Consider the following 16,428-nt stretch of genomic DNA (forward strand, 5'->3'; position numbering starts at 1 on the left):
TCCACTCCCGTCACGGCGCGTCCATACGGCGGACGTGATCCCTCCCGTCGGCCCAGGTGAGCGCCGGTGCGGCGGCCCCGCGATCTCGCCGTGATCCGGTCGCCACCAGGACGTGACACGGCGTGCTGGTGCCCGACGGTCGCCCGCGTGGGCGCGTGGCTACGATGGGCCAGCCGGTGGCCAGCAGGGCCGCGCGGCGACACCGACCCTCGGGAAGGCCATGCTGAACAAGTACGCGCGTGCATTTTTCACGCGTGTCCTCACACCGTTCGCCGCGTTTCTCATCCGTCGTGGGGTCAGCCCCGACACGGTCACGCTCCTCGGCACCGCCGGAGTGATCGCGGGCGCGTTGGTCTTCTACCCCCGCGGTGAGTTCTTCTGGGGCACGATCGTCATCACCCTGTTCGTGTTCTCCGACCTCGTCGACGGCAACATGGCCCGCCAGATGGGCCGCTCCAGCCCGTGGGGCGCCTTCCTGGACTCCACACTCGACCGGGTCGCCGACGGCGCGATCTTCGGCGGCTTCGCCCTGTGGTACGCGGGCGGCGGCAACGACAACGTCCTGTGCGCCGTCTCGATCTTCTGCCTGGCGAGCGGCCAGGTCGTGTCGTACACCAAGGCACGTGGAGAATCGATCGGCCTGCCGGTGGCGGTCAACGGCCTGGTGGAGCGTGCCGAGCGGCTGGTGATCTCGCTGGTCGCGGCCGGCCTCTCGGGACTGCACAAGTTCGGCGTGCCCGGTATCGAGGTGCTCCTGCCCGTCGCCCTGTGGATCGTCGCCGTCGGCAGCCTCGTCACCCTGATCCAGCGGGTCGTCACCGTGCGCCGCGAGTCCGCGGAGGCCGAGGCAGAGGCGGCGAAGGCGGCCGCGGACGACGCTCCGCAGCGCCCCACCGAGGCCACCTCGTGAGCGGACTCCAGGAACGCCTGACCGACGGGCTCTACGGCCTCGGCTGGAGCACGGTGAAGAAGCTCCCGGAGCCCGTCGCCGTACGCCTCGGGCAGACGATCGCGGATGCCACCTGGAAGCGCCGCGGCCCCCTCGTACGCCGGCTGGAGGCCAACTACGCGCGCGTGGTGCCCGAGGCGTCCCCCGAGCGCCTCGCCGAGCTCTCACGCGCGGGCATGCGTTCGTACCTGCGCTACTGGATGGAATCCTTCCGGCTCCCCGCCTGGAGCAAGGAGCGCATCAGGCACGGCTTCGACGTGCAGGACGTGCACTACCTCACCGGCGGCCTCGCCTCCGACCAGGGCGTCATCCTCGCGCTGCCGCATCTGGCCAACTGGGACCTCGCCGGCGCCTGGGTCACCACCAAGCTGGAGACCTCGTTCACGACGGTCGCCGAACGCCTCAAGCCCGAGACGCTCTACGACCGTTTCGTCGCCTACCGCGAGGGCCTCGGCATGGAGGTCCTGCCGCACAACGGCGGCACCGCCTTCGGCACGCTCGCCCGGCGGCTGCGCGACGGCGGCCTGGTCTGCCTGGTCGCCGACCGCGATCTGTCCGCGTCCGGCGTCGAGGTCGACTTCTTCGGCGAGAAGACCCGCATGCCCGCGGGCCCCGCCCTCCTCGCCCAGCAGACCGGCGCGCTGCTGCTGCCGGTGACGCTCTGGTACGACGACTCGCCCGTCATGCAAGGACGTGTGCATCCCCCGATCGAGGTACCCGGGACAGGTACCCGCGCCGAGAAGACGTCTGTCATGACACAGGCGCTGGCAGACGCCTTCGCCACCGGCATCGCCGACCACCCGGAGGACTGGCACATGCTCCAGCGCTTGTGGCTCGTGGATCTCGATCCCGCGAAAGATCCCGAGAAGGCCTCGGGGAACGCGACCGAGAAGTCTTCCGCGGGTTCTTCCGAACAGGATCCCGGGAAGGCCCGCCCGTGAGGATCGGCATCGTCTGCCCGTACTCCTGGGACGTGCCCGGGGGAGTCCAGTTCCACATCCGCGACCTGGCCGACCATCTGATCCGCCTCGGCCACGAGGTGTCCGTGCTCGCCCCCGCCGACGACGACACGCCTCTGCCGCCCTTCGTCGTCTCCGCGGGCCGCGCGGTCCCGGTGCCGTACAACGGCTCGGTGGCCCGGCTGAACTTCGGTTTCCTGTCGGCCGCGCGCGTACGGCGCTGGCTGCACGACGGCACGTTCGACGTGATCCACATCCACGAGCCGGCCTCGCCCTCGCTGGGCCTGCTGGCCTGCTGGGCCGCACAGGGCCCGATCGTCGCCACGTTCCACACGTCGAACCCGCGCTCCCGGGCGATGATCGCCGCGTACCCGATCCTCCAGCCCGCGCTGGAGAAGATCAGCGCGCGCATCGCCGTGAGCGAGTACGCGCGCCGCACGCTCGTCGAACACCTGGGCGGCGACGCGGTCGTCATCCCGAACGGTGTCGACGTGGACTTCTTCGCCCGCGCCAAGCCCAACCCCGACTGGCAGGGCGACACCCTCGGCTTCATCGGCCGGATCGACGAGCCCCGCAAGGGCCTGCCCGTCCTGATGCGGGCCCTCCCGAAGATCCTCGCCGAGCGCCCGCGGACCCGGCTGTTGGTCGCCGGGCGCGGTGACGAGGTGGAGGCAGTCGAGTCGCTGCCCAAGGAGCTGCGCTCGCGCGTGGAGTTCCTCGGCATGGTCAGCGACGAGGACAAGGCCCGCTTCCTGCGCAGCGTCGATGTGTACGTCGCCCCCAACACCGGCGGCGAGAGCTTCGGCATCATCCTCGTCGAGGCCATGTCGGCGGGCGCCCCGGTCCTCGCCTCCGACCTCGACGCCTTCGCCCAGGTTCTCGACCAGGGCACGGCGGGGGAGTTGTTCGCCAATGAGGACGCCGACGCGCTGGCGGAGGCCGCCCTGCGTCTCCTGGGTGATCCCGAGCGCCGTGCCGAACTGCGCGAACGCGGGAGCAAGCACGTCCGTCGTTTCGACTGGTCGACGGTCGGTGCGGACATTCTCGGGGTCTACGAGACGGTCACGGAGGGCGCGGCCTCCGTGGCGGCGGACGAACGGGCCGGGTTGCGGGCGCGGTTGGGGTTCGCGCGGGACTGACTCGGGGAAGGGGGGCTTCGAGTTGTAGCCGCGATGCCGGTCGGCGCCCCGGGGGCGGGAGTTGTACGTCCGGCCATGACCTGTCCCCCTCGCCGACGTGTGTCGGGGAACTGCACGGGTAGCCTTGCGGCCCGTGACTTCCACACTCATCTGGATCGCGGTCGCCCTCCTCGTGATCGGCCTCTACCTGAGCTGGACCGCGGGGCGCCTCGACCGGCTGCACTCGCGCCTCGACGCCGCCCGGGCCGCGCTCGACGCCCAGTTGCTGCGCCGCGCCTCGGTGGCCCAGGAGCTGGCCACGTCGGGGGTGTTGGACCCGGCCGCCTCGATCGTGCTGTACGAGGCGGCGCACGCGGCGCGGCAGGCCGAGGAGGAGCAGCGCGAGGTCGCCGAGAGCGAGCTGAGCCAGGCGCTGCGGGCGGTGTTCGAGGAGGCCCAGCAGGTGGAGGCGGTGCGGGAGGCGCCGGGCGGTGACGACGCCGCCAACGAACTGGCCGAGGCCGTGCGCCGGGTGCCGATGGCGCGGCGCTTCCACAACGACGCCGTACGCGCGGCGCGTGCCCTCCGCCGCCACCGCAAGGTCCGCTGGTTCCGTCTGGCCGGCCATGCCCCGTTCCCCTTGGCCTTCGAAATGGACGACGAGCCACCGACCGCATTGGCGGACCGCGGCGGCGCGTGAGCCCGGGGCAAGAGAGCCGAGGCGCTCCCGCGAGGGGCGCGGGGAACTGCGCGACCATCCCCCACCGCCCCGCACACGAACAACGCAGAGACCCAGCGCACCCTCCACCCACTCCGAAAACGAGCCACCGCCTCCCCATTGGCCCTTGCAGTGGCCTGCTCCCCTCACGTTTCCTCAAGGCTGCAGAAACCCTCTTTCCCCGAGTGAGGTCGAACCCGTGTCCAGCACGCTCTCCAACGCCGCCCCCCAGACCCCCGAGACCGGCACCGCCCGCGTGAAGCGCGGCATGGCCGAGCAGCTCAAGGGCGGCGTGATCATGGACGTTGTCACGCCGGAGCAGGCGAAGATCGCCGAAGACGCGGGCGCCGTCGCCGTCATGGCCCTGGAGCGGGTCCCGGCCGACATCCGCAAGGACGGCGGAGTGGCCCGTATGTCCGACCCGGACATGATCGAGGGCATCATCGAGGCCGTCTCGATCCCCGTCATGGCCAAGTCCCGCATCGGCCACTTCGTCGAGGCCCAGGTCCTGCAGTCCCTCGGCGTCGACTACATCGACGAGTCCGAGGTCCTGACCCCGGCCGACGAGGTCAACCACTCCGACAAGTGGGCCTTCACGACCCCCTTCGTCTGCGGCGCCACCAACCTCGGCGAGGCCCTGCGCCGCATCGCCGAGGGCGCCGCCATGATCCGCTCCAAGGGCGAGGCCGGCACCGGCAACGTCGTCGAGGCCGTCCGCCACCTGCGCCAGATCAAGAACGAGATCGCCAAGCTCCGCGGCTTCGACAACAACGAGCTGTACGCCGCCGCCAAGGACCTGCGCGCCCCGTACGAGCTGGTCAAGGAGGTTGCCGAGCTGGGCAAGCTCCCCGTGGTCCTCTTCTCCGCCGGTGGCGTGGCCACCCCGGCCGACGCCGCGCTGATGCGCCAGCTCGGCGCCGAGGGCGTCTTCGTCGGCTCCGGCATCTTCAAGTCCGGCGACCCGGCCAAGCGCGCCGCCGCCATCGTGAAGGCCACCACCTTCTACGACGACCCGAAGATCATCGCGGACGCCTCCCGCAACCTGGGCGAGGCCATGGTCGGCATCAACTGCGACACCCTCCCCGAGGCCGAGCGCTACGCGAACCGGGGCTGGTAAGCACCCATGAGCAACACCCCCGTCATAGGCGTCCTGGCCCTCCAGGGCGACGTACGGGAGCACCTCATCGCCCTGGCCGCGGCTGATGCCGTGGCCAGGCCGGTGCGGCGCCCCGAGGAACTCGCCGAGGTGGACGGCCTGGTCATCCCCGGCGGCGAGTCCACCACCATCTCCAAGCTGGCCGTCCTCTTCGGCGTCATGGAACCGCTACGCGCGCGCGTGCGCGACGCCATGCCCGTGTACGGCACCTGCGCCGGCCTGATCATGCTCGCCGACAAGATCCTCGACCCTCGCTCGGGCCAGGAGACCATCGGCGGCATCGACATGATCGTGCGCCGCAACGCCTTCGGCCGCCAGAACGAGTCCTTCGAGGCGGCGGTCGACGTCAAGGGCGTCGAGGGCGATCCTGTAGAAGGCGTCTTCATCCGTGCCCCCTGGGTGGAGTCGGTGGGCGCGCGTACCGAGGTGCTCGCCGAGCACGGCGGTCACATCGTCGCCGTACGCCAGGGCAACGCCCTCGCCACGTCGTTCCACCCGGAGCTGACCGGCGACCACCGGCTGCACGCGCTCTTCGTCGACATGGTGCGCGCGAACCGGGCGGCGGAGTCCTTGTAGGATCTCTGGGGTTCGTTGCAGAGATGGGTTTACGCGAAGGAGACAGGCAGATGTCCGGCCACTCTAAATGGGCTACGACGAAGCACAAGAAGGCCGTGATCGACGCCAAGCGCGGCAAGCTCTTCGCGAAGCTGATCAAGAACATCGAGGTCGCGGCCCGGATGGGCGGCGTCGACATCGAGGGCAACCCGACTCTGTACGACGCCATCCAGAAGGCTAAGAAGCAGTCGGTCCCGAACAAGAACATCGACTCCGCGGTCAAGCGCGGTGGCGGTCTCGAGGCCGGTGGCGCCGACTACGAGACGATCATGTACGAGGGCTACGGTCCCAACGGTGTCGCGGTGCTCATCGAGTGCCTCACCGACAACCGCAACCGCGCCGCCTCCGACGTCCGCGTCGCCATGACCCGCAACGGCGGTTCGATGGCCGACCCGGGTTCCGTGTCGTACCTCTTCAACCGCAAGGGCGTCGTCATCGTCCCCAAGGGTGAGCTGTCCGAGGACGACGTCCTCGAGGTCGTGCTGGACGCGGGCGCCGAGGAGGTCAACGACCTGGGCGAGTCCTTCGAGGTGCTCAGCGAGGCCACCGACATGGTCGCGGTCCGTACCTCCCTCCAGGAGGCCGGCATCGACTACGACTCCGCCGAGGCCAACTTCGTCCCGACCATGCAGGTCGAGCTGGACGAGGAGGGCGCCAAGAAGATCTTCAAGCTGATCGACGCTCTCGAGGACAGCGACGACGTGCAGAACGTCTTCGCCAACTTCGACGTGAGCGACGAGGTCATGGAGAAGGTCGACGCGTAGCACCGCCGGGAGCCGAGCGGGCTCCTTGGCCGATGGGCTTCAACGGGCCGACGGGACACCCCCGTCGGCCCGTCGCGTTGTCGGCCGTTGTCAGTGGCACCCGATAGCCTGCACAAACAGGTGATCGATGGGAGGGGCGCGTGCGCGTACTGGGGGTGGACCCGGGGCTGACCCGTTGCGGTGTCGGTGTCGTGGAGGGCGTCGCCGGACGACCGCTCACGATGCTCGGCGTCGGAGTCGTCCGTACGCCCGCGGACGCCGAGTTGGGCCACCGCCTCGTCGCGATCGAGCGGGGCATCGAGCAGTGGCTCGACGAGTACCGCCCAGAATGCGTCGCCGTGGAGCGGGTGTTCAGCCAGCACAACGTGCGGACGGTCATGGGCACCGCCCAGGCCAGCGCCGTCGCCATGCTCTGCGCCGCCCGCCGCGGCATCCCCGTCGCCCTGCACACCCCGAGCGAGGTCAAGGCCGCAGTCACGGGCAGCGGCCGCGCCGACAAGGCCCAGGTCGGTGCCATGGTCACCCGTCTGCTGCGGCTCGACGCGCCCCCGAAGCCGGCCGACGCCGCCGACGCCCTCGCCCTCGCCATCTGCCACATCTGGCGCGCCCCCGCGCAGAACCGCCTCCAGCAGGCCGTCGCCCTGCACACAGCCAACGCAACGAAAGGCCGTACGGCATGATCGCCTTCGTCAGCGGCACGGTCGCCGCACTCGCTCCCAACACAGCGGTGGTCGAGGTGGGCGGGGTCGGTATGGCCGTGCAGTGCGCACCGAACACGCTGTCCACGCTGCGGCTCGGCCAGCCGGCCAAGCTCGCCACCTCCCTCGTCGTCCGCGAGGACTCCCTGACGCTCTACGGCTTCGTGGACGACGACGAGCGCCAGGTCTTCGAGCTGCTCCAGACCGCGAGCGGCGTCGGCCCGCGCCTGGCCCAGGCGATGTTGGCGGTGCACAGCCCGGACGCCCTGCGCCGAGCGGTCGCCACCGGTGACGAGAAAGCGCTGATCGCCGTCCCCGGCATCGGCAAGAAGGGCGCACAGAAGCTGCTGCTCGAGCTGAAGGACCGTCTGGGCGAGCCGGTCGGCACCCCCGCGATCGGTACGCCGATCACCACCGGCTGGCGCGACCAGCTGCACGCCGCCCTGATCGGCCTCGGGTACGCCACCCGCGAAGCCGACGAGGCCGTGACCGCCGTGACACCGCAGGCCGAGGCGGCCGAGGGCACGCCCCAGGTGGGCCACCTGCTCAGGGCGGCCCTGCAGACCCTGAACCGCGCCCGCTGAACCACCGGCCCGACCACTACACCCCGAGGCACGTCACATGAACTGGGACGACACGACCGACACCTCCGCCGCCCCCGAGCGGCTCGTCGGCACGTCCGCCGACCGTGAGGACCAGGCAGTCGAGGCGGCCCTGCGCCCCAAGGACCTGGACGAGTTCATCGGCCAGGAGAAGGTCCGCGAGCAGCTCGACCTCGTCCTGCGGGCCGCACGCGCGCGTGGCGCCACCGCCGACCACGTGCTCCTCTCCGGCGCCCCGGGCCTCGGCAAGACCACCCTCTCGATGATCATCGCCGCCGAGATGGGCGCCCCGATCCGCATCACCAGCGGCCCCGCCATCCAGCATGCCGGCGATCTCGCCGCGATCCTCTCCTCCCTCCAGGAGGGCGAGGTCCTCTTCCTCGACGAGATCCACCGCATGTCCCGGCCCGCCGAGGAGATGCTCTACATGGCCATGGAGGACTTCCGGGTCGACGTCATCGTCGGCAAGGGCCCGGGCGCCACCGCCATCCCGCTCGAACTGCCTCCGTTCACCCTGGTCGGCGCCACCACACGCGCGGGGCTGCTGCCGCCCCCGCTACGCGACCGCTTCGGCTTCACCGCGCACATGGAGTTCTACGAACCCGCCGAACTGCAGCGCGTGATCCACCGCTCCGCGAACCTCCTCGACGTCGAGATCGACACGGACGGCGCCGCCGAGATCGCCGGCCGCTCCCGGGGAACCCCCCGAATCGCCAACCGCCTGCTGCGCCGGGTGCGGGACTATGCGCAGGTCAAGGCCGACGGAGTCATCACGCGCGAGATCGCGGGGGCCGCGCTGAAGGTCTACGAGGTCGACGCCCGCGGCCTCGACCGCCTCGACCGCGCGGTCCTGGAGGCCCTGCTCAAGCTGTTCGGCGGCGGTCCTGTCGGTCTGTCGACGCTCGCCGTCGCGGTGGGGGAGGAGCGTGAGACCGTCGAGGAGGTCGCCGAGCCCTTCCTCGTCCGTGAGGGCCTACTGGCGCGTACTCCTCGCGGCCGGGTGGGGACCCCCGCCGCCTGGGCGCACCTCGGCCTCACCCCGCCACGCGGCACGACCGGCGGAAACGGACAACAGGACCTGTTCGGGGCGTGACCCTCTCGTGACAGTGCGGTACTCGCCTGACCAGGAACCACGGTGCGATGCTGTGCGTTGTTCCATCACGGTGGACTCGCTTAGACTCCGCCGATGCCGCTCCTGTCGGCAACACACATTCCCCCATCATCCATCAGGCCGCTCGTCATCGCGGTCATGTGAAGGAAGTTCCGACCCGTGAGTCTCATGACCCTCCTCCCGTTCGTCGTGCTCATCGGGGCCATGGTCCTGATGACCCGATCGGCCAAGAAGAAGCAACAGCAGGCCGTAGACATGCGGAACCAGTTGCAGCCCGGTTCCGGCGTCCGCACCATCGGGGGCATGTACGCCACGGTGAAGGAGGTCAACGAGGACACGGTCCTCCTCGACGCCGGGCCGGGCGTCGATCTGCTCTTCGCCAAGAACGCCATCGGTGCCGTCCTGACCGACGACGAGTACAACCGCATCGTCCACGGCATCGAGCACGACCTGAAGTCCGACGTCGTCCCGGACGACGCCTCCTCCCTCACCGAGACCGACGAGCCCTCCGACGACGCTTCTTCCGCTTCCGACGACAAGCCCATCGACCTCGGCAAGAAGGACGCGGCGGACGACGCGACCGACGAGCCCGCCGAGGCGAAGGCCGACGAGGGCGAAGCGGAGCCGAAGAAGACCGACGGCGAGTCCGACGCGAAGTAGTCATGTCCCGGGAGCGCGGCGAAACCTGTCCGCGTCCCGGGCACGTGCGTTTCTCGCACGGATTCCTGACCATGTCATGGCCGTCACCGCGCTGACCCCGCGCGCGGCGGCCCGAGAGGGAGTACGAGAAGGTGGCAGCACCTAAGAAGGGCCGGAGCGCGAACGCCCAGAGCAGGCCCGGGCGCACGCTGGCCCTCATCCTGATCGCCATCGTGGCGCTCACCGGGGGAATGTTTGCCTCCGGAGAAACCACTCCGCGTCTCGGCATCGACCTCGCCGGTGGTACGAGCATCACGCTCGAGGCGCGGAGCGGCCAGGAATCGGCGATCAACAAGACCAACATGGACACCGCGGTCGAGATCATGAACCGCCGTGTCAACGGTCTGGGCGTCTCCGAGGCCGAGGTCCAGACCCAGGGCGATCGCAACATCATCGTCAACATTCCCAAGGGCACGAACTCCGAGGAGGCCCGGGAACAGGTCGGCACCACCGCCAAGCTGTACTTCCGTCCGCTGCTGCAGACCGACAGCGGCACGACGACGCCGAGCACCACGCCGAGCGAGACCTCAAGCGGCAGCGCCTCGCCCAGCAAGTCGAGCGGCGACAAGGACGCGGACAAGGGCGCCGACAAGGTGACCTCCCCCGAGTCCTCCTCCCCGACGGCGACCGCCACCTCGCAGGGCCGCGCGGTGACCGACGCGCTGAAGGCCGACTCCACGCCGTCCTCCAGCGCCTCGGAGTCCACCAAGGCCTCGGAGTCCCCCAAGACGACCGACAGCGCATCGCCGTCCGCGACGCCCACGGTCGACAAGGAGACCCAGGCTCTCCTGGACGATTACAACGCCCTCAACTGTGCCGACCCCAAGCAGCGCGCCAAGCTCGGCAAGGGCAAGACCACGGACACGATCATCGCCTGTGGTCAGGAGAACGGCGGCTGGAGCAAGTTCGTGCTCGGCCCGGTCGGCGTCGACGGCACGGAGGTCAAGAAGGCCCAGGCGATCCTCGACACTCAGACCGCGGCCGGGTGGAAGGTCGTCATGGACTTCACCGATGCCGGCGGCGACAAGTTCACCGAGGTCACCAAGACGCTGGCGGCCCAGACGCCCCCGATGAACCAGTTCGCGATCGTCCTCGACGACGAGGTCGTCTCGCACCCCCAGGTGACCAGCGCGATCACCGGCGGCAAGGCCGAGATCTCCGGCAGCTTCACTCAGGAAGAGGCTCAGAGCCTCTCCAACATGCTGTCGTACGGCGCCCTCCCGCTCACCTTCAAGACGGCGAGCGTCACCACCGTCAGCCCCGCACTCGGCGGTGAGCAGCTGCACGCCGGTCTGATCGCCGGTGCGATCGGTCTGGCCCTCGTCGTGATCTACCTGGTCGTCTACTACCGCGGCCTGTCGCTGATCGCCATCGCGTCGCTGCTGGTCTCCGCGATCATGACCTACGTGATCATGACCCTGCTCGGTCCGGCCATCAACTTCGCGCTGAACCTGCCGGCCGTGTGTGGTGCGATCGTCGCGATCGGTATCACGGCGGACTCGTTCATCGTGTACTTCGAACGCGTGCGTGACGAGATCCGCGAGGGCCGCACGCTGCGCCCCGCCGTCGAGCGGGCCTGGCCGCGTGCCCGGCGCACGATCCTGGTCTCCGACTTCGTGTCGTTCCTCTCCGCCGCGGTGCTCTTCATCGTCACCGTCGGCAAGGTCCAGGGCTTCGCGTTCACGCTCGGTCTGACCACCGTGCTCGACGTCGTGGTGGTGTTCTTCTTCACCAAGCCGCTGCTGACGCTGCTCGCCCGTACGAAGTTCTTCGGGAACGGCCACAAGTGGTCCGGTCTCGACCCGAAGCGACTGGGCGCCCGGCCGCCGCTGCGCCGCACGCGCCGTCCCGCCGTCCCCGCCGACCCGAAGGAGGCCTGAGATGTCGAAGCTCGGCGACCTCGGAGCCCGACTCCACCGCGGCGAGGTCGGTTACGACTTCGTCGGCAACCGCAAGATCTGGTACGGCGTCTCCATCCTGATCACCATCACGGCCATCCTCGGCCTGGCGGTGCGCGGCCTGACCATGGGCATCGAATTCCAGGGCGGTGCCGTCTTCACCACCCCGAAGACGAGCATCTCGGTCGCCCAGGCCGAGGAGTACGCGGAAGAGGCCTCCGGCCACGACGCGATCGTCCAGAAGCTCGGCAGCGGCGACGAGGCCAGCCTGCGCATCCAGATCGCGGGCATCGACACTCCCGCGGCCGACAAGGTCTCGGCGAAGCTGGCCGAAGACATGGACATGAAGCAGTCGGACGTCGCCGGTGAGCTGGTCGGCCCCAACTGGGGTGACCAGGTCGCCAACAAGGCATGGCAGGGCCTGGTCATCTTCCTGGTCCTCGTCGTGATCTATCTGGCGATCGCGTTCGAGTGGCGCATGGCGGTCGCCGCGTTCATCGCCCTGATCCACGACATCACGATCACGATCGGCATCTACGCCCTCGTCGGCTTCGAGGTGACGCCGGGCACGGTGATCGGTCTGCTGACGATCCTCGGTTACTCGCTCTACGACACGGTCGTCGTCTTCGACAGCCTCAAGGAGCAGACGAAGGACATCACCAAGCAGACCCGCTGGACGTACAGCGATGTCGCCAACCGCTCGATCAACAGCACGCTGGTGCGTTCCATCAACACCACGGTGGTCGCGCTGCTGCCGGTCGCCGGTCTGCTGTTCATCGGTGGCGGTGTCCTCGGCGCCGGCATGCTGAACGACATCTCGCTGTCGCTGTTCGTCGGTCTCGCGGCCGGTGCGTACTCCTCGATCTTCATCGCCACGCCGCTCGTCGCCGACCTCAAGGAGCGCGAGCCGCAGCTGAAGGCCCTCAAGAAGCGCGTACTCGCCAAGCGGGCCCAGGCCGACCAAGACCAGGACCACGCCGCCGACGGCTCGTACGACGACGACTCCGAGGAAGCCACCCCGGCCGTCGTGGGCCCGCGTGCCCAGGCCGGGCCCCGCAGCCGTGGCCGGAGCGGAAGGCGCCGATGACCGACGTCAAGGAGCTGCTGCTCAGCCGTATCCGTGATGTCGCGGACTATCCGCAGCCGGGCGTGATGTTCAAGGACATCACCCCGCTGCTGGCCGACCCGGCGGCGTTCACCGCGCTGACGGACGCGCTCGCGGAGCTGGCCGTGCGGAACGGCGCCACGAAGATCGTCGGCCTGGAGGCCCGCGGCTTCATACTGGGGGCGCCGGCCGCCGTCCGGGCCGGCGTCGGCTTCATCCCCGTCCGCAAGGCGGGCAAGCTCCCCGGTGCCACGCTCAGCCAGGCGTACGACCTGGAGTACGGCTCCGCCGAGATCGAGGTGCACGCCGAGGACCTGGCCGCGGGCGACCGTGTCATGGTCATCGACGACGTCCTCGCGACCGGCGGTACGGCCGAGGCGTCGCTGCAGCTGATCCGCCGTGCGGGCGCCGAGGTGGCGGGTGTCGCGGTGCTGATGGAGCTGTCGTTCCTGCCGGGGCGGCAGCGGTTGGAGGCCGTGCTCGGCGGGGCGCCGTTGGAGGCGCTGATCACCGTCTGAGACGACTCGCACGACCCTGTGACGGGCGCTCCGGGATTCTTCCCGGGGCGCCCGTTCCCGTCGTACGGGCCGTCTCGGCGCCCGAACGGAGGCCCCTCCGAAGAAAGTTGGCCATCGCAATATGTCTTGCGTGTTCTAACTATGCCACTCGTGCTCTATCCAGCTCAGATCTAGCTCAACGAGCTCGCTTTGCTTGATCACCACTGCCAAGATCTATCCCGAAGCACCCCGCAAGGGGAAAAACGGGAGGAATCAAGAGCATGACCACCAAGCACAAGCTCGTCACCGGAGCCGTGGCCGTCGCCTCGGTCGCAGCCCTGTACACCGCCGCCACCCCGGTGAGCGCCGCGTCCCATGACGCCAAGGGCACGACGACGGTGTCTGTGAAGTCGGAGGGCGTGACGGCCAAGGGCGCCTGCAACAGCTGGAAGAACGCCGTCGGCATCCCCGGCAAGTGGAGCAAGTCGAAGTACGGCTGTGCCATCTTCGGCAAGCCGGGCCTGAAGGTCACCTACCGCTGGGCCGCCGAGCGCGGAGCGCCCTGCATCAAGGTGAAGGGCTTCGTCAAGGGCGGCCCGAAGGGCTTCAAGACCAAGTGGTACAACGCCGGATGCGGCAAGACCGGCTTCATCAAGAACGTTCCGTGGGGCAACGTCGCGGCCGACCGCGAGATCCAGATCAAGGGTGCCTCGCTGCTCAAGTGGCGCTAAGGCTTCCCGTGCGGTAGCCGACCACCGCACGCACCCCCATCGCGCACCCCGAGGCGGGCCCGGAGGAATCCGGCGCCCGCCTCTCGCGTTTCACAGGTAGACGGCCCTCACACTGGCCTGAAGGCGATCCCCGGGCGCGGGATCGCTACCATGGGGTCTCCGGAGCCTGACCGGGGGACCCGGATGTCGCACGAGGAGCCCTCTTGGCAGACGAGGCCCAGCACCTGACCGCCGCCAAGCCCGATTCCGCCTCGGGCCCCGCGGTGGAGCCCGCGCAGAACGCGACGAACCCCACGAGCGCCGCGACCTCCGCGAAGGGCTCGGTCGAGCACGCCCAGTCCGCGCCCGCCGACCGTGCCACCGAGCCGTCGCGCCCCAAGCCGACCCCGCCCGAGAGCCCGGCACCGGCCCCCACCCCCACCCCCGCGCCCCCGGCCCGCTCCGGCTCCTCCAACCGCGTCCGCGCCCGCCTCGCCCGGCTCGGAGTCCAGCGGTCCAACCCGTACAACCCGGTTCTCGAGCCGCTGCTGCGGATCGTGCGCAGCAATGACGCGAAGATCGAGACGTCGACGCTCCGCCAGATCGAGAAGGCCTACCAGGTCGCCGAGCGCTGGCACCGCGGCCAGAAGCGCAAGAGCGGCGACCCGTACATCACGCACCCCCTCGCCGTCACCACCATCCTCGCCGAGCTGGGCATGGACCCGGCGACGCTGATGGCCGGCCTGCTGCACGACACGGTCGAGGACACCGAGTACGGCCTCGACCAGCTCCGCCGCGACTTCGGCGATTCGGTCGCCCTCCTCGTCGACGGTGTCACCAAGCTCGACAAGGTCAAGTTCGGCGAGGCCGCCCAGGCCGAGACCGTGCGCAAGATGGTCGTCGCCATGGCCAAGGACCCCCGCGTCCTGGTCATCAAGCTCGCCGACCGCCTGCACAACATGCGCACGATGCGCTACCTCAAGCGCGAGAAGCAGGAGAAGAAGGCGCGCGAGACCCTCGAGATCTACGCGCCGCTCGCCCACCGCCTGGGCATGAACACCATCAAGTGGGAGCTGGAGGACCTCGCCTTCGCGATCCTCTACCCCAAGATGTACGACGAGATCGTCCGGCTGGTGGCCGAGCGGGCTCCGAAGCGTGACGAGTACCTGGCCATAGTGACCGACGAGGTCCAGCAGGACCTGCGGGCCGCCCGCATCAAGGCGACCGTCACCGGACGTCCGAAGCACTACTACAGCGTCTACCAGAAGATGATCGTCCGCGGTCGTGACTTCGCGGAGATCTACGACCTGGTCGGCATCCGCGTCCTCGTCGACACGGTCCGCGACTGCTACGCCGCCCTCGGCACCGTGCACGCGCGATGGAACCCGGTCCCCGGCCGGTTCAAGGACTACATCGCGATGCCCAAGTTCAACATGTACCAGTCGCTGCACACGACGGTCATCGGACCCAACGGCAAGCCGGTCGAACTCCAGATCCGTACGTTCGACATGCACCGCCGAGCCGAGTACGGCATCGCCGCGCACTGGAAGTACAAGCAGGAGGCCGTCGCCGGCGCCTCCAAGGTGCGCTCGGACCAGCCGAGGACCACCGGCAAGGACGACCACCTCAACGACATGGCCTGGCTGCGGCAGCTCCTTGACTGGCAGAAGGAGACCGAGGACCCCGGCGAGTTCCTGGAGTCGCTGCGCTTCGACCTGTCCCGCAACGAGGTCTTCGTCTTCACACCGAAGGGCGACGTGATAGCGCTGCCGGCCAGCGCGACCCCCGTCGACTTCGCGTACGCGGTCCACACCGAGGTCGGCCACCGCACCATAGGCGCCCGGGTCAACGGCCGTCTGGTCCCCCTCGAATCCACCCTGGACAACGGCGACCTGGTGGAGGTCTTCACCTCCAAGGCGGTCGGCGCGGGCCCCTCCCGCGACTGGCTCGGCTTCGTGAAGTCGCCACGCGCGCGTAACAAGATCCGCGCCTGGTTCTCCAAGGAGCGGCGCGACGAGGCGATCGAACACGGCAAGGACGCCATCGTCCGCGCGATGCGCAAGCAGAACCTGCCGATCCAGCGCATCCTCACCGGCGACTCGCTCGTCACGCTCGCGCACGAGATGCGCTACCCCGACATCTCCGCGCTCTACGCGGCCATCGGCGAGGGGCATGTCTCCGCGCAGAGCGTGGTGCAGAAGCTCGTCCAGGCTCTGGGCGGCGAGGAGGCGGCCACCGAGGAGATCGACGAGGTCGTACCGCCCACCCGCAGCCGCAAGCGGCGCGGCAGCAACGACCCCGGTGTCGTGGTCAAGGGCGTCGACGACGTCTGGGTCAAGCTCGCCCGCTGCTGTACACCCGTCCCCGGCGACCCCATCATCGGCTTCGTCACCCGCGGCAGTGGCGTATCGGTTCACCGCAACGACTGCGTCAACGTGGAGTCGCTGTCCCGCGAGCCCGAGCGCATCCTCGAGGTCGAGTGGGCACCCACGCAGTCCTCGGTCTTCCTGGTCGCCATACAGGTCGAGGCCCTGGACCGCTCCCGCCTGCTGTCGGACGTCACCCGCGTCCTGTCCGACCAGCACGTCAACATCCTGTCGGCCGCCGTCCAGACCTCCCGCGACCGCGTCGCCACCTCCCGCTTCACCTTCGAGATGGGCGACCCGAAGCACCTGGGCCACGTCCTGAAGGCCGTACGGGGCGTGGAGGGCGTCTACGACGTGTACCGCGTGACCTCGGCCCGCAGGCCGTAAGGGCCACTGGCCGTAAGGCTCGCAGGGTCGTAAGGCCCTGCGGGCGCAGGTGCCCGCACATGTGAGAGGGGCTCCC

The 16,428-nt window shown here is 69.5% G+C and carries 16 protein-coding genes; all 16 read left to right on the plus strand.

Annotated features, from left to right (window positions below; genetic code table 11):
* Positions 1 to 220 precede the first annotated feature (220 nt).
* On the plus strand, positions 221 to 910 hold the full coding sequence (gene pgsA / locus SGFS_RS45400) for a phosphatidylinositol phosphate synthase (protein WP_286258375.1): 690 nt from the start codon (positions 221 to 223) through the stop codon (positions 908 to 910).
* Positions 907 to 1,890 carry a phosphatidylinositol mannoside acyltransferase gene (locus tag SGFS_RS45405; RefSeq protein WP_286258376.1) on the plus strand — a complete coding sequence of 328 codons (984 nt, stop codon included), beginning with the start codon at positions 907 to 909 and terminating at the stop codon, positions 1,888 to 1,890. Before pgsA ends, SGFS_RS45405 begins: the two co-directional genes overlap by 4 nt.
* Complete coding sequence (locus SGFS_RS45410) at positions 1,887 to 3,047, plus strand: glycosyltransferase family 4 protein (protein ID WP_286258378.1); 1,161 nt, start codon at positions 1,887 to 1,889, stop codon at positions 3,045 to 3,047. The genes SGFS_RS45405 and SGFS_RS45410 overlap by 4 nt, the downstream gene beginning before the upstream one ends.
* Positions 3,048 to 3,180: 133 nt before the next feature.
* Positions 3,181 to 3,726, plus strand: coding sequence for a hypothetical protein (locus SGFS_RS45415; protein ID WP_286258380.1), 546 nt, complete (start codon positions 3,181 to 3,183; stop codon positions 3,724 to 3,726).
* A gap of 217 nt (positions 3,727 to 3,943) precedes the next feature.
* The gene (gene pdxS / locus SGFS_RS45420) at positions 3,944 to 4,861 is read left to right on the plus strand and encodes a pyridoxal 5'-phosphate synthase lyase subunit PdxS (RefSeq protein WP_286258382.1); all 918 of its coding nucleotides are present in this window, start codon (positions 3,944 to 3,946) and stop codon (positions 4,859 to 4,861) included.
* A gap of 6 nt (positions 4,862 to 4,867) precedes the next feature.
* Positions 4,868 to 5,476 (plus strand): pyridoxal 5'-phosphate synthase glutaminase subunit PdxT, encoded by a 609-nt coding sequence (gene pdxT / locus SGFS_RS45425; protein ID WP_286258384.1) that lies wholly within the window; start codon positions 4,868 to 4,870, stop codon positions 5,474 to 5,476.
* Between the two features lie 50 nt (positions 5,477 to 5,526).
* A complete protein-coding gene (locus SGFS_RS45430) occupies positions 5,527 to 6,279 on the plus strand; it encodes a YebC/PmpR family DNA-binding transcriptional regulator (RefSeq protein WP_286258385.1) in 753 nt (250 codons plus the stop codon).
* 140 nt (positions 6,280 to 6,419) lie between these two features.
* On the plus strand, positions 6,420 to 6,959 hold the full coding sequence (gene ruvC / locus SGFS_RS45435; protein ID WP_286258386.1) for a crossover junction endodeoxyribonuclease RuvC: 540 nt from the start codon (positions 6,420 to 6,422) through the stop codon (positions 6,957 to 6,959).
* Entirely contained in the window at positions 6,956 to 7,561 is a 606-nt protein-coding gene (gene ruvA / locus SGFS_RS45440; RefSeq protein WP_286258387.1) for a Holliday junction branch migration protein RuvA, read from the plus strand. The genes ruvC and ruvA overlap by 4 nt, the downstream gene beginning before the upstream one ends.
* 37 nt (positions 7,562 to 7,598) lie before the next feature.
* Positions 7,599 to 8,672, plus strand: a complete 1,074-nt coding sequence (gene ruvB / locus SGFS_RS45445) for a Holliday junction branch migration DNA helicase RuvB (protein ID WP_286258388.1) — start codon at positions 7,599 to 7,601, stop codon at positions 8,670 to 8,672.
* A gap of 177 nt (positions 8,673 to 8,849) precedes the next feature.
* Positions 8,850 to 9,350 carry a preprotein translocase subunit YajC gene (gene yajC / locus SGFS_RS45450; RefSeq protein ID WP_286258389.1) on the plus strand — a complete coding sequence of 167 codons (501 nt, stop codon included), beginning with the start codon at positions 8,850 to 8,852 and terminating at the stop codon, positions 9,348 to 9,350.
* A gap of 131 nt (positions 9,351 to 9,481) precedes the next feature.
* Positions 9,482 to 11,269, plus strand: a complete 1,788-nt coding sequence (secD, locus tag SGFS_RS45455; protein ID WP_286258391.1) for a protein translocase subunit SecD — start codon at positions 9,482 to 9,484, stop codon at positions 11,267 to 11,269.
* Between the two features lies 1 nt (position 11,270).
* On the plus strand, positions 11,271 to 12,374 hold the full coding sequence (gene secF / locus SGFS_RS45460; protein ID WP_286258392.1) for a protein translocase subunit SecF: 1,104 nt from the start codon (positions 11,271 to 11,273) through the stop codon (positions 12,372 to 12,374).
* Positions 12,371 to 12,910, plus strand: coding sequence for an adenine phosphoribosyltransferase (locus SGFS_RS45465; protein WP_286258394.1), 540 nt, complete (start codon positions 12,371 to 12,373; stop codon positions 12,908 to 12,910). The genes secF and SGFS_RS45465 overlap by 4 nt, the downstream gene beginning before the upstream one ends.
* A gap of 260 nt (positions 12,911 to 13,170) precedes the next feature.
* Entirely contained in the window at positions 13,171 to 13,620 is a 450-nt protein-coding gene (locus tag SGFS_RS45470; protein WP_286258396.1) for a hypothetical protein, read from the plus strand.
* A gap of 203 nt (positions 13,621 to 13,823) precedes the next feature.
* Positions 13,824 to 16,352: a RelA/SpoT family protein gene (locus SGFS_RS45475; RefSeq protein WP_286258397.1), complete on the plus strand. Its 2,529-nt coding sequence runs from the start codon at positions 13,824 to 13,826 to the stop codon at positions 16,350 to 16,352.
* Positions 16,353 to 16,428 lie beyond the last annotated feature (76 nt).

The organism is Streptomyces graminofaciens (genome assembly GCF_030294945.1).
In the GTDB taxonomy this organism is placed as follows: Bacteria; Actinomycetota; Actinomycetes; order Streptomycetales; family Streptomycetaceae; genus Streptomyces; species Streptomyces graminofaciens.